The organism is Pseudomonas sp. GYB4201, from assembly GCF_056312595.1.
In genome coordinates this window covers 223,177-243,501 of the sequence record NZ_JBWGIG010000005.1, presented here as the reverse complement: position 1 = coordinate 243,501, position 20,325 = coordinate 223,177, and the positions used below count along the sequence as shown (strand labels likewise).

At 63.2% G+C, this 20,325-nt stretch carries 15 protein-coding genes; 5 read left to right on the top strand and 10 right to left on the bottom strand.

Translation table 11 applies throughout. The annotated features are described in order from the left end of the window. Positions 1-110: 110 nt before the first annotated feature. The 3 genes from AC0Z2B_RS07110 to AC0Z2B_RS07100 all read right to left on the bottom strand — a co-directional run bounded on the left by AC0Z2B_RS07110 (position 111) and on the right by AC0Z2B_RS07100 (position 2,660). On the bottom strand, positions 111-956 hold the full coding sequence (locus AC0Z2B_RS07110; protein ID WP_476295712.1) for a cache domain-containing protein: 846 nt from the start codon (positions 954-956) through the stop codon (positions 111-113). Positions 957-1,004: 48 nt separating this feature from the next. After that, complete coding sequence (locus tag AC0Z2B_RS07105) at positions 1,005-1,889, bottom strand: DMT family transporter (RefSeq protein ID WP_416426700.1); 885 nt, start codon at positions 1,887-1,889, stop codon at positions 1,005-1,007. Positions 1,890-2,027: 138 nt separating this feature from the next. Then, the gene (locus AC0Z2B_RS07100; RefSeq protein ID WP_476295711.1) at positions 2,028-2,660 is read right to left on the bottom strand and encodes a TetR family transcriptional regulator; all 633 of its coding nucleotides are present in this window, start codon (positions 2,658-2,660) and stop codon (positions 2,028-2,030) included. A 247-nt stretch (positions 2,661-2,907) separates the two neighbouring features. Between AC0Z2B_RS07100 and AC0Z2B_RS07095 the strand changes: the two genes are divergently transcribed. The 4 genes from AC0Z2B_RS07095 to AC0Z2B_RS07080 all read left to right on the top strand — a co-directional run bounded on the left by AC0Z2B_RS07095 (position 2,908) and on the right by AC0Z2B_RS07080 (position 10,420). Then, a complete protein-coding gene (locus tag AC0Z2B_RS07095) occupies positions 2,908-4,059 on the top strand; it encodes an efflux RND transporter periplasmic adaptor subunit (RefSeq protein WP_416426704.1) in 1,152 nt (383 codons plus the stop codon). Positions 4,060-4,062: 3 nt separating this feature from the next. Next, a complete protein-coding gene (locus AC0Z2B_RS07090; RefSeq protein ID WP_476295710.1) occupies positions 4,063-7,236 on the top strand; it encodes an efflux RND transporter permease subunit in 3,174 nt (1,057 codons plus the stop codon). Further along, positions 7,233-8,690 (top strand): AdeC/AdeK/OprM family multidrug efflux complex outer membrane factor, encoded by a 1,458-nt coding sequence (adeC, locus tag AC0Z2B_RS07085; RefSeq protein WP_476295709.1) that lies wholly within the window; start codon positions 7,233-7,235, stop codon positions 8,688-8,690. The genes AC0Z2B_RS07090 and adeC overlap by 4 nt, the downstream gene beginning before the upstream one ends. 467 nt (positions 8,691-9,157) lie before the next feature. Beyond that, positions 9,158-10,420: an OprD family porin gene (locus AC0Z2B_RS07080; RefSeq protein ID WP_476295708.1), complete on the top strand. Its 1,263-nt coding sequence runs from the start codon at positions 9,158-9,160 to the stop codon at positions 10,418-10,420. Between the two features lie 850 nt (positions 10,421-11,270). On the opposite strand, the gene pcaC is transcribed toward AC0Z2B_RS07080, so the two are convergent. From pcaC to pcaR, 7 genes are all read right to left on the bottom strand, one after another. After that, complete coding sequence (gene pcaC / locus AC0Z2B_RS07075; RefSeq protein WP_027976947.1) at positions 11,271-11,663, bottom strand: 4-carboxymuconolactone decarboxylase; 393 nt, start codon at positions 11,661-11,663, stop codon at positions 11,271-11,273. Positions 11,664-11,680: 17 nt separating this feature from the next. Beyond that, on the bottom strand, positions 11,681-12,475 hold the full coding sequence (gene pcaD / locus AC0Z2B_RS07070) for a 3-oxoadipate enol-lactonase (protein WP_476295707.1): 795 nt from the start codon (positions 12,473-12,475) through the stop codon (positions 11,681-11,683). 11 nt (positions 12,476-12,486) lie between these two features. Further along, complete coding sequence (locus AC0Z2B_RS07065) at positions 12,487-13,851, bottom strand: 3-carboxy-cis,cis-muconate cycloisomerase (RefSeq protein ID WP_476295706.1); 1,365 nt, start codon at positions 13,849-13,851, stop codon at positions 12,487-12,489. Between the two features lie 48 nt (positions 13,852-13,899). Next, positions 13,900-15,189: an MFS family transporter gene (locus AC0Z2B_RS07060; protein ID WP_476295705.1), complete on the bottom strand. Its 1,290-nt coding sequence runs from the start codon at positions 15,187-15,189 to the stop codon at positions 13,900-13,902. Between the two features lie 135 nt (positions 15,190-15,324). Further along, positions 15,325-16,530 carry a 3-oxoadipyl-CoA thiolase gene (gene pcaF / locus AC0Z2B_RS07055; protein ID WP_416426713.1) on the bottom strand — a complete coding sequence of 402 codons (1,206 nt, stop codon included), beginning with the start codon at positions 16,528-16,530 and terminating at the stop codon, positions 15,325-15,327. A 265-nt stretch (positions 16,531-16,795) separates the two neighbouring features. Next, a complete protein-coding gene (gene pcaK / locus AC0Z2B_RS07050) occupies positions 16,796-18,142 on the bottom strand; it encodes a 4-hydroxybenzoate transporter PcaK (protein WP_416426714.1) in 1,347 nt (448 codons plus the stop codon). A gap of 265 nt (positions 18,143-18,407) precedes the next feature. After that, positions 18,408-19,250, bottom strand: a complete 843-nt coding sequence (pcaR, locus tag AC0Z2B_RS07045) for a pca regulon transcriptional regulator PcaR (protein WP_416426716.1) — start codon at positions 19,248-19,250, stop codon at positions 18,408-18,410. Between the two features lie 579 nt (positions 19,251-19,829). Here pcaR and AC0Z2B_RS07040 point away from each other — a divergent pair. Next, complete coding sequence (locus tag AC0Z2B_RS07040) at positions 19,830-20,030, top strand: hypothetical protein (RefSeq protein ID WP_416427463.1); 201 nt, start codon at positions 19,830-19,832, stop codon at positions 20,028-20,030. Positions 20,031-20,325: the final 295 nt, after the last annotated feature.

The window sequence follows — 20,325 nt, the reverse complement described above, 5'->3', positions numbered from 1 at the left end:
CTGCCGCCAGGCTGCGCTGGCCCTGAGCCTCACTGGAGATTTTCAGCGTATTCACGGGCCAGCGCAGCCTGGCGGCAGCGGCTACAACGACATCGCGTACGGCAGCAACATCAACGGCTGTAGTAGCCGACGGCAACCATCACCAGCCCCACCTTGCGCACATACACGTGCTTGTCCTCCACGTGGCTGGTCACCGGGTTGCGCCAGCGGTAGTCGTACTCGCCGCTGTCCTGTTTGGCCATCAGCGCCAGGATCGGCTCGCCCACCGGCTTGCCGTCGGGGTCGCGCACGGTGGTGAAGTCCACGCCCACCAGCCGCTGGTTGGTGCCGTGGGCCACGTAGCGGTGGCTGTTGAGGTCGACGACGAACACGTACAGGTCATCGTGCAGGAAGCCACCCTTGAGGTTGTTGATGTCCTGCACGGTCTGTTTCTGGTCGCTCTTGATGGCGGCCACGGCCTTGTCCAGCAGGGCCTGGGCCTGTTGCGGCGAGGCGCGCGGCAGGTAGTAGCCCACGGCAAGGATGCGGTTGCCGATGCGCTGGTAGAACACGCGCTTGCGCTCCACGCGGCCGTCCTGCCAGTTCTGCCATTTGTATTCGGTCTGCTGGATGCCATTGGCCTCGGGGATATTCACCGCCTGCTTGAACGCCTGCTGCAGGTCGGGGCCGATGACGTCATTGACGTTGCGCCCGATCAGCGCCGCCGACGGGCCACCGCTGGCGAGCATCACGCCCTGGGTGTCGACCACGAACACGTAGCGGTCGCCGTCGATGAACTGCCCCTGGCGGCTGAACGCAGCGAAGGCCTTGTCGCCGTTGTCGTGGTAATAGGCCAGGGCCTTTTCCAGCAGCGCCTTGGCGGCTGCCGCCTCCCTGGCATCGTCGTTGCCCGCGGCCAGTGCCAGCGGTGACAGCACCGCCAACAGCACCAGCAGCCAGCGCCTGAAATCCTTCATGGGCCACACCTCTTGTTGTTGTAATTCCAACAGAGCGTAGCCGCCGATTCAGCGTTTGCGTTGTGCCCAGGCCACCGCCAGGCCACTCAGGCAGATGACCGCGATGCCGGTCAGCGCCCAACTATCGGGGGTGTGGTCGAAGATCAGGAAGCCATACATGCCGGCGAACAGGATCTGCCCGTAGCTGAACGGCGCCAGCATGGCCGGCGGTGCGTGGCGAAACGCCTGGGTAAGCAGCAGGTGGCCGAGCATGCCGCAGGTGCCCAGGCCGATCATGAACAGCGCGTGCAGCCAATCGGGGCGCACCCAGAAGAACGGCAATAAAGCTGACATGATCAGCGTGTTGAATATGCCAGCCAGGAAGTTGCTGGTGGTGGGGCTGTCGATGTCACTGAGTTTGCGTGTAATCAGCTGATAGAAGCCGAAACACAGCGCTGAACCGAGCGGGTAGAGAATGGCCGGGGTAAACAGGTCTCCCCCCGGCCGCACCACGATCAATACCCCGATAAACCCCGTGAGCACCGCGCCCCATTGGCTGCGGGTAACTCGCTCGCCCAATATCACCACGGACAGGGCAGTGACCAACAAGGGCGCGAGGAAGTTGACCGAAGTGGCCTCGGCCAGCGGAATATAACGCAGGCCAGTGGTAAACAGCAGGCTGGTACCAATCAGGCACAAGGCGCGGACCAACTGCAGCCCCGGACGCTTGGTACGAATAACGCTGGAAAGGCCAGTGCGCGGCACAAATACCACCAGCATCAATAAGGTATGAACCAGATAACGCGCCCATACCACCATGACAATCGGGTAGATACCGGAGAGGAATTTCGACAAGGCGTCGTGGCTGGCAAATAGTAGTGTCGCGAGGCAGATCAGGCCGATGCCCTTGAGGGGCTGGTCGTTGCGGTCCAGCAGGTTGGTCTGCGAAGTCATTCACACGCTCGGCGCCAAAACAGAAAATACTTAGCCGGCTAACTATCCAAACCCAGGTTGAACGTGGATAATGGCACACAGCCAATAATTATTAATTCTGCTATCAGCTTATACGTTGATACAACTGGAATCACACTTTCATTTGCGCAGCGCCGGGCTCAGGCGCAGCATATCGAAACATGCGTCAACCCATTTTTCGGCCTGCTGATTCAGGTCAAAACTATCTGGCACCAACAACCACTGCCCCAGCATGCCGTCAATATAGGCATGCAAGACCACCGCGGCGCGAGCGATATCCAGGTCTTCGGGCAACTGCCCGCGGTTGACCGCGTTGCGCAGGGACAGATCGATGCGCACGTTGCAGTCCAGGCTGGCAGCTTGACGCTGGCGCCGAATGTCACACATCTCGTCGGTGAACTCGCATTTATGGAACATGATCTCGTTGATGCGCCGCGTGCTGGGGTCCAGCGCCACTTGCTGGAACAAATGCACCAGCAACTTGTGCATGCAGCCCAACGGGTCGAGTTCCTCTTCACTCTCGCTGGCCCGCGCCAGTTCGTCCAACGGTTCATGGAGGGAATCGAGCATCGCCTGCACCAGGTCAGCCTTGTTGCTGAAATGCCAATAGATGGCACCGCGGGTCACGCCCGCCAGCGCCGCGATGTCGGCCAGGGTGGTGCGCGCCACGCCACGCTCGTAGAAAGCGTTCTGGGCAGCTTCCAGAATCTGGTTCCGCGTCTCCTGGGCTTCCTCTTTAGTACGTCGGACCATGGCAGTAAAAACCTCTTTCGGGGGCCCCGCTGTGTTCGGCAGTCGGGGTCGGGACGGTGCGGCGTTTGTGTGCCTGCTACCGCGCTTGCTGAATCGTACCCGTAAGGCGTTTTCAGGGGCCTTCGGGTGTTTACAAACAACCATGAATGTAAGTATATTCGTTAGTAAGCTACTAATCTAGTAGCACCTCTTTTTTGCCATTCCACTATTCTTGAGCATTCACAGTGCTCCTGACCCGAGGATCTTCATGCAATTCAAGCCAGCTGTTACCGCTCTGGTTTCCGCCGTCGCCCTGGCCACTTTGCTCAGCGGCTGTAAAAAGGAAGAGGCGGCCCCCGCCCCACAAACTCCTCAGGTCGGCGTCGTAACCCTGCAACCACAAGCCTACACACTGACCTCCGAACTGCCGGGCCGCACCACTGCCTTCCGTGTGGCTGAAGTCCGTCCTCAGGTCAATGGCATCATTCTCAAGCGCCTGTTCACCGAAGGCTCGGACGTCAAGGCCGGCCAGCAGCTGTACCAGATCGACCCGTCGGTGTACGAGGCCACCCTGGCCAGCGCCCAGGCCACCCTGCAGGCATCCAAGTCGCTGGCTGATCGCTACAAGCAGCTGATCAACGAGCAGGCCGTGAGCCGCCAGGAATACGACAACGCCCGTTCCACGCAATTGCAGAACGAAGCGGCGCTGATGACTGCGCAGATCAACATGAAGTACACCAAGGTCTACGCACCGATCACCGGCCGCATTGGCCGTTCGGGCGTGACCGAAGGCGCCCTGGTCACCAGCGGCCAGACCGACGCCATGGCGACCATCCAGCAGTTGGACCCAATCTACGTTGACGTGACCCAGTCTTCGGCGGAGATTCTGAAGTTGCGCCGCGAACTGGCCAGCGGCGCCCTGCAGAAGGCCGGTGACAACGCCGCCAAGGTCAAGCTGACCCTGGAAGACGGCAGCACCTACGCCCAGGAAGGCAAGCTGGAGTTCTCGGAAGTGTCGGTCGACGAAACCACCGGTTCCGTCACCCTGCGCGCCGTGTTCGCCAACCCCGACCACACCCTGCTGCCGGGCATGTTCGTGCACGCCCAGCTGGAAGCCGGCGTTGCCGCCCAGGCCATCCTGGCGCCGCAACAAGGCGTGACCCGCGACCTGAAAGGCACCCCGACCGCACTGGTGGTGAATGCCGACAACAAGGTCGAGCTGCGTGAGCTGAAAGCCAGCCGCACCGTCGGCACCCAGTGGCTGGTGGAAGATGGCCTGAAGGCCGGTGACCGCGTGATCACCGAAGGCCTGCAGTACGTCAAGCCAGGCATCGAGGTCAAGGCGACCGAAGCGACCAACGTCAAACCTGCGAACCCTGCCCCCGCCACCAATGCGTCCGCAGGCGGCAAAGGGGAGTAAACCATGTCGAAATTCTTTATCGACCGTCCGATTTTCGCCTGGGTAATTGCCCTGGTGATCATGCTGGTCGGTGCTCTATCGATCCTCAGCTTGCCGATCAACCAGTACCCGGCGATCGCGCCACCGGCCATCGCCATCCAGGTAACCTACCCAGGCGCCTCTGCACAGACCGTGCAGGACACCGTGGTGCAGGTGATCGAGCAACAGCTCAACGGTATCGACAACCTGCGTTATGTCGCCTCGGAAAGTAACTCCGACGGCAGCATGACCATTACCGCCACCTTCAACCAGGGCACCAACCCTGACATCGCCCAGGTCCAGGTGCAGAACAAGCTGAACCTGGCGACCCCGCTGCTGCCGCAAGAAGTGCAGCAACAGGGTATCCGCGTGACCAAGGCGGTGAAGAACTTCCTGATGGTGGTGGGCCTGGTGTCCACCGACAACAGCATGACCAAGGACGACCTGAGTAACTACATCGTCTCTAACATGCAGGACCCCATCTCGCGTACCTCGGGCGTGGGTGACTTCCAGGTGTTCGGTGCCCAGTACGCCATGCGTATCTGGCTCGACCCGGCCAAGCTGAACAAGTACCAGCTGACCCCGGGCGATGTCTCCACCGCCATCTCGGCGCAGAACGTGCAGGTGTCCTCCGGCCAGCTGGGCGGCCTGCCTGCCGTGGCCGGCCAGGAGCTGAACGCCACCATCATCGGCAAGACCCGCCTGCAGACGGCCGAGCAGTTCCGCAACATCTTCCTGAAGGTCAACACCGACGGTTCCCAGGTACGCGTAGGCGATGTCGCCGAAGTAGGCCTGGGCGGTGAGAACTACAGTATCGATGCGCAGTTCAACGGTGCTCCGGCCTCCGGCCTGGCCATCAAGCTGGCCACCGGCGCCAACGCCCTGGACACTGCCAAGGCGATCCGCCAGACCATCGCCGACCTGGAACCCTTCTTCCCGCCTGGCGTGAAGGCCGTGTTCCCGTACGACACCACCCCAGTGGTCACCACCTCGATCCATAACGTGGTGGAAACCCTGGTCGAGGCGATCATCCTCGTGTTCCTGGTGATGTACCTGTTCCTGCAGAACTTCCGCGCCACCATCATCACCACGATGACAGTGCCCGTGGTACTGCTGGGTACCTTCGGTATCCTGGCCGCCGCAGGCTTCACCATCAACACCCTGACCATGTTCGGCATGGTGCTGGCGATCGGCCTGTTGGTGGACGACGCCATCGTGGTGGTGGAAAACGTGGAGCGGGTGATGGCCGAGGAAGGCCTGTCACCCAAAGAAGCCACGAAGAAGTCCATGGGCCAGATCCAGGGCGCCCTGGTGGGTATCGCCATGGTGCTGTCGGCGGTACTGCTGCCGATGGCGTTCTTCGGCGGTTCCACCGGCGTGATCTACCGTCAGTTCTCCATCACCATCGTCTCGGCCATGGCCCTGTCGGTAATGGTCGCGCTGATCTTCACCCCGGCGCTGTGCGCCACCATGCTCGCGCCCATCAAGAAGGGCGAGGATCACCACAAGCACGGTCGTTTCTTCAACTGGTTCAACCGTACCTTCGACAGCGGCGTGCAGAAGTACGAAGCTGGCGTGGGCCACGTGCTGCGCCGCAAAGTGCCATACCTGCTGGCCTACGTGCTGATCGTGGTGGGCATGGCGTGGCTGTTCACGCGCATCCCTACCTCGTTCCTGCCGGAAGAAGACCAGGGCGTGATCTTTGCCCAGGTGCAGACCCCGCCAGGCTCAACCGCCCAGCGCACGCAGACCGTCATCGACGACATGCGCAAGTACCTGCTGAACGACGAGAAAGGCGCGGTAAGCTCGGTGTTCACCGTGAACGGCTTCAACTTCGCCGGCCGCGGCCAGAGCTCGGGCATGGCCTTCATCATGCTCAAGCCGTGGGACGAGCGTAACGCCGACAACACCGCTGCCGCGCTGTCGGCCCGTGCCCAACAGCACTTCTTCAGCCTGCGCGACGCGATGGTGTTCGCCTTCGTACCGCCTGCGGTGCTGGAGCTGGGTAACGCCACCGGCTTCGACATCTACCTGCAGGACCGTGCCGGCATCGGCCACGACAAGCTGATGGAAGCGCGCAACCAGTTCCTGGGCATGGCCGCACAAAGCAAGATCCTCACGCAGACCCGTCCTAACGGCCTGAACGACGAGCCCCAGTTCCAGCTGGAAATCGACGACGAACGCGCCAGCGCCCAGGGCGTGACCATCGCCGACATCAACACCACCCTGTCGGTGGCGTTGGGTGGCAGCTACGTCAACGACTTCATCGACCGCGGTCGGGTGAAGAAGGTGTACGTGCAGGGCCAGGCGAACTCGCGCATGAACCCTGAAGACCTGAACAAGTGGTACGTGCGCAACAGCGCCGGCACCATGGTGCCGTTCTCGGCCTTCGCCAGCGGCAAGTGGATCTACGGCTCGCCGAAACTGGCCCGCTACAACGGCGTGGAAGGTATCGAGATCCTCGGTTCGCCAGCGCCTGGCTACAGTACCGGTGAGGCCATGGCCGAAGTGGAACGCATTGCCGCCAAGCTGCCCAAAGGCGTGGGCCTGTCCTGGACCGGCCTGAGCTACGAGGAACGCCTGTCGGGTTCCCAGGCACCGGCGCTGTACGCCATTTCCATGCTGATGGTGTTCCTCTGCCTGGCAGCCTTGTATGAAAGCTGGTCGATCCCGATCGCGGTCATCCTGGTGGTGCCGCTGGGTATCATCGGTGCGCTGCTGGCCACCAGCCTGCGCGGCCTGTCCAACGACGTGTACTTCCAGGTGGGCCTGTTGACCACGGTGGGCCTGGCGGCGAAGAACGCCATTCTGATCGTCGAGTTCGCCAAGGAACTGCATGAGCAGGGCCGCAGCTACACCGAAGCGGCCATCGAGGCTTGCCGGATGCGTCTGCGCCCGATCATCATGACGTCCCTGGCGTTCATCCTGGGTGTTGTGCCACTGGCCATCTCCCACGGCGCCGGCTCGGGCAGCCAGCACGCCATCGGTACCGGCGTGATCGGCGGCATGATCACGGCCACTACCCTGGCGCTGTTCTGGGTACCGCTGTTCTTCGTGTCGGTGTCAGCGCTGTTCGGTGACAAGCGCAAGAAGGATGAGCACGCGTCGCACGAGTCGATCGAATCGACCCAAACCCCACGTAACGAGGCTGGGCAATGAGCAAGTCCCTAGTGTCCATCGCGGTCGCCGCGGCCATCCTCAGCGGCTGCTCGCTGATTCCGGATTACAAGCAGCCGGCCGCGCCTGTGCCGGCCCAGTACCCGCAAGGGCAGGCGTATTCGCCTGCCCAGGCAGCCAGCATGGCCGCCGCCGAGCAGGGCTGGCAGCAATTCTTCCACGACCAGGCGTTGCAGCAGTTGATCCAGGAATCGCTGGTCAACAACCGTGACCTGAAAGTGGCGATCCTCAACGTGCAGGCCTACCAGGCGCAGTACCGCATCCAGCGTGCGGACCTGTTCCCGGCGGTCAGCGCCAACGCCACCGGCACCCGTGCCCGCACCCCGGCCGACCTGAGCTCTACCGGCAAGGTCGCGGTGGGTGGCGAGTACACCGCCAACCTGGGTATCAGCTCGTACGAGCTGGACCTCTGGGGCCGCGTGCGCAGCCTCAGCCAGCAGGCGCTGGAAACCTACCTGTCCAGCGAGGAAGCGCGTCGCTCCACGCAGATCAGCCTGGTGGCCAGCGTGGCCAACGCCTACTACACCTGGCAGGCCGACCAGAACCTGCAGAAGCTGACCCAGGAAACCCTGAAGGCCTACGAGGAAAGCTACCGGCTGACCTCGCGCAGCAGCGAAGTGGGCGTGTCCTCGGCGCTGGACCTGGCCCAGGCGCGCACCTCGGTGGAAACCGCCAAGGTCAGCCTGAGCAAGTACCAACGCCAGGTGGCCCAGGACGAAAACGCCCTGGTGCTGCTGCTGGGCGGCCCGCTGCCGGCCAACCTGGCCAAGCCGCAGCCGCTCGACGGCGACCTGCTGACCGAAGTACCGGCCGGCCTGCCGTCCGACCTGCTGCAGCGTCGCCCGGACATCCTTGAAGCCGAGCACGCCCTGAAGGCCGCCAACGCCAACATCGGCGCGGCCCGCGCGGCGTTCTTCCCAAGCATCACCCTGACCGCCTCGGCGGGTAGCGCCAGCTCGCAGCTGGGCAACCTGTTCAAGGGTGGCCAGGGCGCCTGGACCTTCGCGCCTTCGATCAACCTGCCGATCTTCAACGCCGGCAGCCTGAAGGCCAGCCTGGACTACGCGAAGATCCAGAAGGACATCAACGTCGCCAACTACGAAAAATCCATCCAGACCGCCTTCCAGGAAGTCTCCGATGGCCTGGCGGCGCGCAAGACCTTCAAGGAACAGCTGCAGGCGCAGAAAGACCTGGTGCAAGCCAACCAGGACTACTACCGCCTGGCAGAGCGCCGCTACCGCATTGGCGTGGACAGCAACCTGACCTTCCTGGACGCCCAGCGCTCGCTGTTCAGCGCCCAGCAGTCGGCCATCAGCGACCGCCTCTCGCAGCTGACCAGCGAGGTCAACCTGTACAAGGCGCTGGGTGGTGGCTGGTATCAGCAGACCGGCGATGCCCAGGCCAAGCAGGACCAGGCTGAAGCACCGAAAAGCTGATAGCTGCCCCGCAACACCAGAAGCCCGCCCTCCCCGGCGGGCTTTTTCGTGCCCCCCACGTAGCAGCGGCCAAAGGCCGCGTCCAGGGCCCACCAAAGATGTACGATAACTGATGAATTTCTGTCAATTTTGTCAGAATCAATGTTATAAAACACATGCGCTAACAAAAATGAAGGGGGTTGTGCGGAACTAACAAGTTAGTTAGTGTTCGTTTATCGCCCCGTTTCAGGTGCGACAGATTGATTCACCCCTTGCGACCAAGCACCATCCGCTCAACAGGACCGGTGAAGGAATCGCCAGATCCCGAACACAAAAAACACAATAACAACAGGTAAAGCCACCATGCACACCCTCTCTCCGCTTTCCAGCTGACCCACCCGCAACGCCAGAACTGCATGAATCACGACGACTTGAACAACCGTCGCGACGGCCCCCTGTTGCCAATAATTAGAGAGACCAGAACAATAATGAAAGCCATCACTCGCTCGTCCTACGCTCACAGTCTGATCGCCCTGGCCATCGCCGGCTCTTCCCTGCCCGTGATGGCAGACGACACCGGTGGCTTCATGGAAGACGCCAAGGTCAACCTGACCCTGCGCAACTTCTACTTCGGCCGCAACTTCACCGACGACAAGGCCCCACAAGGCACCCAGGCCGAGTGGACGCAGAACTTCATCCTCGATGCCAAGTCCGGCTTTACCCAGGGCGTGGTCGGCTTCGGCGTCGACGTGCTGGGCCTGTACTCGCAGAAACTCGACGGCGGTGGCGGCACCAGCGGCACTCAACTGCTGCCCCTGGACAGCAGCGGCAAGGCGGTCGACAACTTCGGGCGCCTGGGCGTGGCGGTGAAGGCCAAGATCTCCAACACCGAACTGAAAGTGGGCGAGTGGATGCCGGTGCTGCCGATCCTGCGCTCGGACGACGGTCGTTCGCTGCCGCAGACCTTCCGCGGCGCGCAGATCACCTCCAAGGAAATCACCAACCTGACCCTGTACGGTGGCCAGTTCCGCGACAACAGCCCGCGCAACGACGCGAGCATGCTGCCCATGCAGCTGACCGGCAACACCAGCCACGAGTCCGATCGCTTCAACTTCGCCGGTGCCGAGTACACCTTCAACGACAAGCGCACCCTGGTAGGCGCCTGGTACTCGCAATTGGAAGACATCTACAAGCAGCAATACCTGCAACTGATCCACTCGCAGCCGGTGGGCGCCTGGACCCTGGGGGCCAACCTGGGCTACTTCCACGGCTCCGACGACGGCAGCGCGCTGGACGGCAAGCTGGACAACAACACCTACTCGGCCATGCTCTCGGCCAAGTACGGCGGCAGCACCTTCTACGTCGGCCTGCAAAAACTGACCGGCGACAGCAACTGGATGCGCGTCAACGGCACCAGCGGCGGCACCCTGGCGAACGACAGCTACAACTCCAGCTACGACAACGCCCAGGAACGGTCCTGGCAGCTGCGCCATGACTACAACTTCGCCGCCGTTGGCGTCCCGGGCCTGACCCTGATGAACCGCTACATCCACGGTGACAACATCCACACCGCGACCATCGACGGTGGCAGCGAGTGGGGCCGCGAATCGGAAATCGCCTACACCTTCCAGGAAGGCACCCTGAAAGACCTGAACCTGCGGTGGCGCAACTCGACCATGCGTCGTGACTATGGCACCAACCAGTTCAACGAGAACCGCGTGATCGTGTCGTACCCGATCAGCATCCTGTAACCCCCGCCGCAACTGCGTCGCCGCTGCCGTCAGGCTGCGGCGACGTTTTCGTTTCTGCCCTTCCCCCACATCTCCCCCGCCGCCAACCTGCCGTTGACCTGCTTGGCTTTGGCTTTTGATCGTGATCTTGATCTTGATCTTGATCTGGCTCTTGATCTTGATTGTATGCCCCGTAAAGCGCCCGGGCCGACTGGAGGCGTCGATCAACGGGCTGCCCGAAGGGCCGAGGCCGCAGGCCGAAGAGACGGTAACCCGCAGGCTTCTATAGCGGGTGCCGTCTGCCCGTTGAGCGGCGCCGGAAGGAGGGGACCCGTAGCGCAGCGGAGGGCCCAAGCAGGGGCAAGCCTTTTTTGCTTACTTTTTGGGGCGACTGCCAAAAAGTGAGTCGCCGTAAGGGCGAAACGGTCGGTGGTCGCACCCCGAAAATGGATATATCCAGAAACGTCAGAAGCGGGATCCGACCATCGTGAACATATCCATTACCAAGGGTGATGCAGAATCACCTTTTCGGCCTTACGCCGACTCACTTTTTGTCAAACGCCACAAAAAGTAAGCAAAAAAGGCTTGCCCCTGCTTGGTCCCTACGCTTCGCTGCGGGTCCCCTCCCTCCGGCGCCGATCAAGCGGACGACGGCCCGGAATAGAAGCGTCTCCGGTTCCGTCTTCCTCGGCTCCGCCTCGGACCGCTTGCTCGGCGCCTCCAGTCGGCCCTGGCGCTTTACGGGGCACACAATCAAGATCAAAGGCCGCACGGGATCAAGATCAAAAGCCGATAGTGGTGGCGGCTGCCAACAGCGAATAAAAAAAGGCGATGATTTCTCATCGCCCTTTTGGTATTTCAAGCCCCGCGCTTATTCGCGCGACTCGACACCCAACTCATCCCACACCGACTCCGCCAGGTGGAACGTAGCGTTAGCCGCCGGGATCCCGCAGTAGATCGCGCTCTGCATCAGCACTTCCTTGATCTCCGCGCGGGTCACGCCGTTGTTGGCCGCAGCACGCAGGTGCAGCTTCAACTCTTCATTGCGGTTCATGCCGATCAGCATGGCAATGGTGATCAGGCTGCGGGTGTGACGCGGCAGGCCCGGACGGGTCCAGATGTCACCCCAGGCGTGGCGGGTGATCATTTCCTGGAACTCACCGTTGAACTCGGTGATGTTGGTCAGGCTGCGGTCCACGTGGGCGTCGCCCAGCACCGCGCGGCGAACTTTCATGCCTTCGTTGTAGCGTTCTTTCTCGTCCACGGATGACTCCTCGACTATCAGTGTTTGGCCAGCAGGAAATCCAGCACGCGCTGGGTGAAGGGTTCGCCAACCTGTACGTTGGACAGGTGCGCCGCATAGAACTCGGCGTATTCGGCGCCCTTGATGTGTTCTTGCAGGAAGCGACCGTCGGCCGGGGTGGTGACCGCGTCGCCGGTGCCGGCGATGACCAGGGTCGGCACCTTGATGGCGCCCAGTTGCTCGCGGAAGTCGGCGTCACGCACCGCGCCGCAGTTGGCCGCGTAGCCCTGGGGCGAGGTGGCGGCCAGCATGTCGGTGATGCGCTTGGCTTCGGCCGGGTTGGCCTCGGCGTAGTCAGGGGTGAACCAGCGCGCGATGGAGGCGTCGCGCAGGGAGACCATGGCCGCCTGGCCGTCGCGCAGCACCATCTCGATGCGCGGGTTCCACACGTCGGGGTTGCCGATCTTGGCCGCGGTGTTGCAGACGATCAGGCGGTGCAGGCGCTCGCCGGCGTTGATGCCCAGCCACTGGCCGATCAGGCCGCCCATGGACAGGCCGCAGAAATGCGCGCGCTCGATGTGCAGGGCGTCCAGCAGGGCGATCACGTCGCCGCCCAGTTGCTCGATGCTGTACGGGCCTTCGGTAACCAGCGAACCGCCGTGGCCGCGGGTGTCATAGCGCAACACGCGGAAATGCTGGGTCAGGCCGGCGATCTGCGTGTCCCACATTTCCAGGGACGTGCCCAGGGAGTTGGACATCACCAGCACCGGCGCGTCAGCCGGGCCATCGAGTTGGTAGTTCAGTTCACCATCAGCGAGTTGAATCTTGCCCACAACGGTTCTCCTCAGGCACTAAAACGGGAATGTTCAGCCACGGCACGCTCGACCCAGGTTTGTGCCTGGCCCAGGTAGTGCGCGGGGTCGAGCAGACGATCAAGCTCGTCCGCGGAAAGTTCGGCGGTCACCTTCGGCTCGTCGCCGAGCACGGCGCGCAGGTGGCGTTTTTCGGCCACGGCGCGCTTGCAGCACTGCTCCAGCAGATGGTGCGCGGCGTCGCGGCCCAGGCGCTGGGCCAGGACGATACTGACCGCTTCGGCCAGCACCAGGCCCTGGGTCAGGTCGAGGTTCTTGAGCATGCGCGCGGCGTCCACTTCCAGGCCGTCGGCGAACAGCTGCGCCTGCTCCAGGGCGCCGGCCACCAGGCAGCAGATCTCCGGCAGGGTGTCCCACTCGGCGTGCCACAGGCCCAGGCTGCGCTCGTGCTCCTGGGGCATGGCGGCGAACATGGTGGAGACCAGGCCCGGCACGCGGGTAGCGGCGCCAATCAGCACGGCGGCACCCACCGGGTTGCGCTTGTGCGGCATGGTCGACGAGCCACCCTTGCCCGGCGCCGAGGGTTCGAAGACTTCGGCGGCTTCGGTCTGCATCAGCAGGCTGACGTCACGGCCCAGCTTGCCCAGGCTGCCGGCGACCAGGCCCAGCACCGAGGCGAACTCCACCAGGCGGTCGCGCTGGGTGTGCCAGGGTTGCTCGGGCAGGGTCAGTTGCAGCTCTTGCGCCAGGGCTTCAGCCACGGGCATGGCGTTGTCACCCAGTGCCGCCAGGGAACCGGAAGCCCCGCCAAATTGCAGCACCAGCAGGCGCGGCTTGAGTTCTTGCAGGCGTTGGCGGCTGCGGGTGACCGCACCCAGCCAGCCAGCTATTTTCATGCCCAGGGTCACGGGCGTGGCGTGTTGCAGCCAGGTGCGGCCCGCCAGTGGCGTGGCCTTGTAGCGCTCGGCCTGACGCGCCAAGGAGTCGCCCAGGGTGGCGAGGCGAGCCTCCAGCAGCTGCAGGGCATCGCGCAATTGCAGCACCAGGCCGGTGTCCATCACGTCCTGGCTGGTGGCACCCAGGTGCACGTAGCGCTCGGCTTCCGGCGCCTGGCTGGCGATCTGCTTGCCGAGCATTTTCACCAGCGGAATGGCCGAGTTGCCGGCGCTGCAAATGGCCTGGCCCAGCGCCTGGTAATCGTAGCGAGAGGCCTGGCAGGCCGCCTCGATCGGCGCCACCGCTTCAGCAGGAATCACCCCGGCGCGGGCCTCGGCACGGGCCAGGCCCGCTTCGAAATCCAGCATGCCCTGCACGCGGCCACGGTCGCTGAAAATGTCGCGCATGGCATCGGCGCTGAAGTAGGCGTCGAACAGTTGGTTGCTCGGTCTCTCGCTCATAAACCTTCCTTAAAGGCGCGCGCCCGTGTCAGGCGCGCGCTGGCTGGATCAGTGATCGTGATGCAGGTACGACGGCTGCTTGGGCAGGCGCAGGCTGAACAGGAAGGCGATGGCCATCATGATCGTCACGTACCAGTAGAACGCGTTTTCGTTGCCGCCGGTCTTGAAGCTCAGGGCGACGAATTCCGCCGAGCCGCCGAAAATGGCGTTGGCCACGGCGTAGGCCAGGCCCACGCCCAGGGCACGCACCTGCGGCGGGAACATCTCGGCTTTGACCAGGCCGCTGATCGAGGTGTAGAAGCTGACGATGGCCAGGGCCAGGGTAATCAGCACGAACGCCAGGAACGGGCTGGTCACGGTTTTCAGCACCAGCAGGATCGGCAGGGTGAACAGCGTGCCCAGGGCGCCGAACCACAGCATTGAGGCGCGACGGCCGATCTTGTCGGCGAGCATGCCGAACAGCGGCTGCATGCACATGTACAGGAACAGTGCGCCGGTCATGACGAAGCTGGAGGTCTTGGCGGTCATGCCCGCGGTGTTCACCAGGTACTTCTGCATGTAGGTGGTGAAGGTGTAGAAGATCAGCGAGCCGCCGGCGGTGTAGCCCAGCACGGTGATGAAGGCCGGGGTGTGGTTGCGGAACAGCCCGACGATGCTGCCGGCGTCCTTGTCCTTGCGGGTCTCGGCGCTGGTGGTTTCCTTCAGGGTGCGACGCAGCAGCAGCGAGATCACCGCGGCGATGGCGCCGACCACGAACGGAATGCGCCAGCCCCAGGCACGCAGTTCGTCCTCGCTGAGCACTTGCTGCAGGATTACCACTACCAGCACAGCCAGCAATTGGCCGCCGATCAGGGTCACGTACTGGAACGAGGCGAAGAAGCCACGCTGGCCACGCAGGGCCACTTCACTCATATAGGTAGCGGTGGTGCCGTATTCGCCGCCCACCGACAGGCCCTGGAACAGGCGCGCCAACAGCAGCAGGGCCGGGGCCCGCAGGCCGATGCTTTCATAGCCTGGCAGGCAGGCGATCACCAGCGAACCGGCGCACATCATCAGCACCGAGATCATCATGGAGTTCTTGCGGCCGTGGCGGTCGGCCACGCGGCCAAAGATCCAGCCGCCAATGGGGCGCATCAGGAAGCCGGCCGCGAACACGCCTGCGGTGTTGAGCAACTGCACGGTAGCATCGGCGGACGGGAAGAAATGCGGTGCGAAGTAAATCGCGCAGAAGGCATACACGTAGAAGTCGAACCATTCGACCAGGTTGCCCGAGGAAGCGCCGACGATTGCAAAGATGCGTTTGCTCCGCTCTTCGCCGGTGTAGTGAGTTGTTGTCATGTTCTTATCACTCGTTAAGGTTGGTACTGGTAAGACATATACCGTAACAACCTCCCTCAACAAAACAATTACCCGAAAGCCCAGCGGCCTTGCGTGGAGGCCGATGGGCGTTTCGGGTAACCGGACTGCTCTGTATCAGACGCGTTCGATGGCCAGTGCCAGGCCTTGGCCAACGCCGACGCACATGGTCGCCAGGCCTTTCTTGCCGCCGGTTTTCTCCAGCTGGTGCAAGGCGGTCATGACGATGCGCGCGCCGCTCATGCCCAGCGGGTGGCCCAGGGCAATGGCGCCGCCGTTGGGGTTGACCTGTGGGGCGTCGTCGGCCAGGCCCAGTTCGCGCATGACGGCCAAACCTTGGCTGGCGAAGGCTTCGTTGAGTTCGATGACGTCGAAATCGTTGACCGCCACGCCCAGGCGCTCGATCAGCTTGCGTACCGCTGGCACCGGGCCGATGCCCATGACGCGCGGGGCAACGCCGGCGCTGGCCATGCCCAGCACCCGGGCACGTGGCTTGAGGCCGTGCTTCTTCACGGCTTCGGCCGAGGCCAGAATCAGCGCGGCGGCGCCGTCGTTGACGCCCGAGGCGTTGCCGGCGGTGACGGTCTTGTCCGGGCCGTTGACCGGCTTGAGCTTGGCCAGGGTTTCCAGGGTGGTGTCGGCGCGTGGGTGTTCGTCGGTGTCGACGATGGTCTCGCCCTTCTTGTGGGCAACACGCACGGGCACGATTTCCTCGGCGAAGTAGCCGGCAGCCTGGGCGGCGGCGGTGCGCTGCTGGCTGCGCACGGCGAAGGCGTCCTGGTCGGCGCGCGAAACCTTGTAGTCGTCGGCGACGTTGTCGGCGGTCTGGGGCATGGCGTCCACGCCGTACTGGGCCTTCATCAGCGGGTTGATGAAGCGCCAGCCGATGGTGGTGTCTTCCAGCTTCATGTTGCGCGAGAACGCCGCGTCAGCCTTGCCCATCACGAACGGGGCGCGGGACATGGACTCGACGCCGCCGGCGATGGCCAGCTCCATTTCGCCGCTGGCGATGGCGCGGAAGGCAGTGCCGATGGCGTCCATGCCCGAGGCGCACAGGCGGTTCAGGGTAACGCCGGGGATGGACTCGGGCAGGCCGGCCAGCAGCAGCGCCATGCGCGCCACGTTGCGGTTATCTTCGCCGGCCTGGTTGGCGCAGCCCAGGAACACTTCGTCCACCGCGTTCCAGTCCACTTGCGGGTTGCGTTCAATCAGGGCCTTGATGGGCGCAGCCGCCAGGTCATCGGCACGCACGGTGGACAGGCCACCGCCAAAACGGCCGATGGGGGTGCGAATCGCGTCGCAGATGAATACTTCACGCATCAATCTTCTCCTGGTAACGGGCCGTGAGCGGTGGCAGCTCAGAATAAAAAAAGGCGCGAGGGGCACGCCGGAATGGGTAGCAGAGTAAGCTGCCGAATTTGTTGAAACAATCCGATAATCGACCTTTTGTGCGATCACCGAACCAATCCTTGCCTTGCTATGTATCCTTGTAGGAGCCGACCTTGGTCGCGATGCGGCCAGCGCCGATTCACCTGCCTGGCGATCGGCGGCGCGCTCATCGCGACCAAGGTCGGCTCCTACGCGAACCTCAGGTTGCGTCAGCGTGGCTGACCATGCCTTTGATGACCACCGCAGTTGTGGCCAGCGCCGCCGGGATCACCAACGCCGTCAGCACCTGTTCGAAGTTCCAGCCCAGGCCCAGCAGGGTCGCGCCCATCCAGGCACCCAGGATGGCGCCGAAGCGACCAATGCCCAGCATCCACGATACGCCGGTGGCGCGGCCCTGGGTGGGGTAGAAACGCGCGGCGAGGGACGGCATCGCCGATTGCGCGCCGTTCACGCACATGCCCGCCACCAGCACCAGGGTCGCCAGCACGGTGATGTGGCCCAGGCTCTGGCCCACGGCGTAGGCAAACACGCCGGCCAGCAGGTAGAAGGTGCCGATGACCTTGTGCGGATTGAAGCGGTCCATGGCCCAGCCCACGCCCACGGCGCTGAGCACGCCGCCGAACTGGAACAGCGCGCCGATGAAGGCGGCCTGTTCCATGCTGGCGCCGCTGTCACGCATCAGCGTCGGCAGCCAGCTGGTCAGCAGGTAAACGATCACCAGGCCCATGAAATAGGTCAGCCACAGCAGCAGGGTGCCGGCGCTGTAGGTGCCCGAGAAGATCACCGCCAGCACGTTGCGGCCCTTCACGGTCTTCTGCTCCGGCACGCTGAAGCTGCCCGCCTCGGCCACTACCGCCGGGGCGATGGGCGCCAGGGTCTTGCGGATGCGGTCGGTGCCACGGTTGCGCACCACCAGGAAGCGCGCCGATTCAGGCAGCCACACCAGCAGCACCACGCCCAGCACGATCGGCAGCAGGCCGCCCACCAGCAGCAGGCTGTGCCAGCCGTAGGCCGGGATCAGCTTGGCGGAGATGAAACCGCCGCCGGCCATGCCCAGGTTGAAGCCGCAGAACATGCTGGTGACCAGCAGCGAGCGGAAGCGCTCGGGCGTGTACTCGGACAACAGCGTGGTGGCGTTGGGCATGCCGGCGCCCAGGCCCAGGCCGGTGAGGAAGCGCAGCACCAGCAACTGGTCGACGTTACCGCTGTAGGCAGACGCCAGGCTGAAGGCGCCGAACAGCAGCACCGCGCCGACCAGCACCACCTTGCGGCCGAAGCGGTCGGCCAGCGGGCCGGAGCCCAGGGCGCCAAACACCATGCCGATCAGCGCGGCGCTCATCACCGGGCCGAGGCTGGCGCGGTCGATGCCCCAGTCCTGGGACAGCGCCGGGGCGATGAAGCCCATGGCGGCGGTGTCCAGGCCATCGAGGAAGACAATCAGGAAGCACAGGATGACCACTCGCCATTGGTAGCGAGACAGCGGCTGGGCGTTGATGAAGGACTGCACATCGAGGCAGTTCCCTACAGCGGTTTGGGGACGATTCATTATTTTTATTTCCGCAAGAGACGCGCAAGCGCACGTATGCAGGCACGGGGCCGCATATTCAAAAGAATAGCTGAAAGGGGGTCAGGCTCCGCGGGATCGCAGGCGCACGAAGGGGATCGGAGTCATGGGGTCAACCTCTGCACTTTATTATTGGAAGGGTCGAGTCGGGCTCGACCTGTGCGGGCGACATTAATCAGCAGCGCTGCGCGGCGCAATTCGACAAACGTGGATCTGTGCGTTTATCGAACAGCAACCGCTGGGTGGCTCAGGAGAACAATTGCGCGCTGAGGCCGCGGCTGGCGTTGAGCATGATCGGCAGGATGCGCTGTTCAAGGTCGGTGCGGCTGGCACGGCCGGCGTGGGTGCTGACGTTCAGCGCGGCCAGCACCTGGCCCGAGGCGTCGTACACCGGCACGGCGATGGAGCGCAGGCCCTGCTCCAGTTCCTGGTCGACGATGCACCAGCCTTGCTGGCGCACCAGCTGCAGGCATTCGAGCAGCGCTTCGCGCGAGGTCAGGGTGCGGCTGGTCTTGGGCTGCAGCTCGACGTGGTCGAGGTAGTCCTTGAGGGTCACGTCGTCCAGCGCTGCCAGCAGGATGCGGCCCATGGACGTGCAATAGGCCGGCAGCCGACCGCCCACCGCCAGGTCCACCGAGATCAGCCGCTGGGTGGTGGCGGAACGGGCGATATAAAGGATGTCGTCGCCTTCCAGGGTGGCCATGTTGCAGGCCTCGTGCAGCTGCTCGCTCATGCTGTCCAGGTACGGCTGGGCGGTAACCGCCAGCGGTGTGGACGACAGGTAGGCATGGCCCAGGGTGAGCACTTTGGGCAGCAGCGAATAGGTGCGGCCATCGGTGGTGGCATAGCCCAGCTTGATCAGCGTGTGCAGGCAGCGGCGCACGGCTGCGCGCGGGATCTCGGTGCGGTGGCTGATCTGGGCGATGGTCAGGTGGCGCTTGCGCTCCTGGAACGCCTGCACCACGGCAAGCCCGCGCGCCAGCGAGGTCATGAAGTCCGGATCGCCGGCGAAGGCCTGGATACGCTTGGCCGGCGACGCCACGATGGGCGGGGCCAGTGAAGTGAATGAATTGCGCAGTTGATCGTTCATTCCGGGTCCTTTGCATGGTCAATCAGTACGACGGGCACCGCTGCCTGAGAAAAAAGCGCTCCCGAAGGGCGATTATCGAACGATTGGCCGATAATCGCAATTGACGATTCGACGGGTTGCTTATACCTTTTCACTGCCACCATGTGGCTTCTTGGAGAGACTGGTCAGGTACCCACCAAAGAAGTCCCAGGCACGGCCTTGCCCAGGCAAGGCCGTTTTTCTTTTCTTGCGGCTGCCACGTATGCCCGAAGGCATCTTGCAACAGCGTTGTTGTTCAAACCGTTGTTTATCGCCGTAACAAAAAACACACGAAACTTGCAGATACGTCGCTACCTTGCCGATAGTGTTATCTGCAAGGGTTGCTATAATAATTTCCGTAAGCCTTGTGACAGTTTAGTTCACCACGGCAGACACCTTGCCTGGGCCACTCCACCCCCGCCCATGCACATCCGGCACACCACTGCCGGCCTCGACCAATAACCAGACTGTTGCTACGACAGCCCCCGTTCTGGTGACGTGGCCGCCTGCCTCTCGTGGCAGTGCGCAACACCGGAATACAACGGACCATTAGGTAACAATGTGACGAAAGATGAACTGCGCGCGGAACTTGAGCGCCAGGAACAACGTTACAAGGAAGTTTACGGTGGCGAAGTCACCACTTACGCCGCCCAGCCCGAGCCGGAACGCAAGCCGTGGCGCAAGCGGGCCACCCTGCTCGACCAGGCGTTCGCCCAGGAAATCCAGAAAATTGAAAAGGATTTGAAAGGCGAGGAACCTTGACGCCTGATCGCACTCTGATGGCGTGCCCGGTGCGGCACGCATCATGACCGAGTGATGACTATCCGGTGACAGGGAAATTTCATACGCCCGTTTGAGGGTGCCTGAACCGGCACCTGAGGTCGCGTTTTCCCCGCCAAAGCCCGCTGTTTAGCGGCTCCGCCCTGCCTGCACCCGCAGGCGGGAAGCGCTCGGTCGACCTGACCAAATTGTCGAAATTTGTTACCGGTGAGCAGCAGGGGCATCGATTTCCGGGGTTTTCTGGCATAATCGCGCCCCCTTATGACCGGGTCAGAAA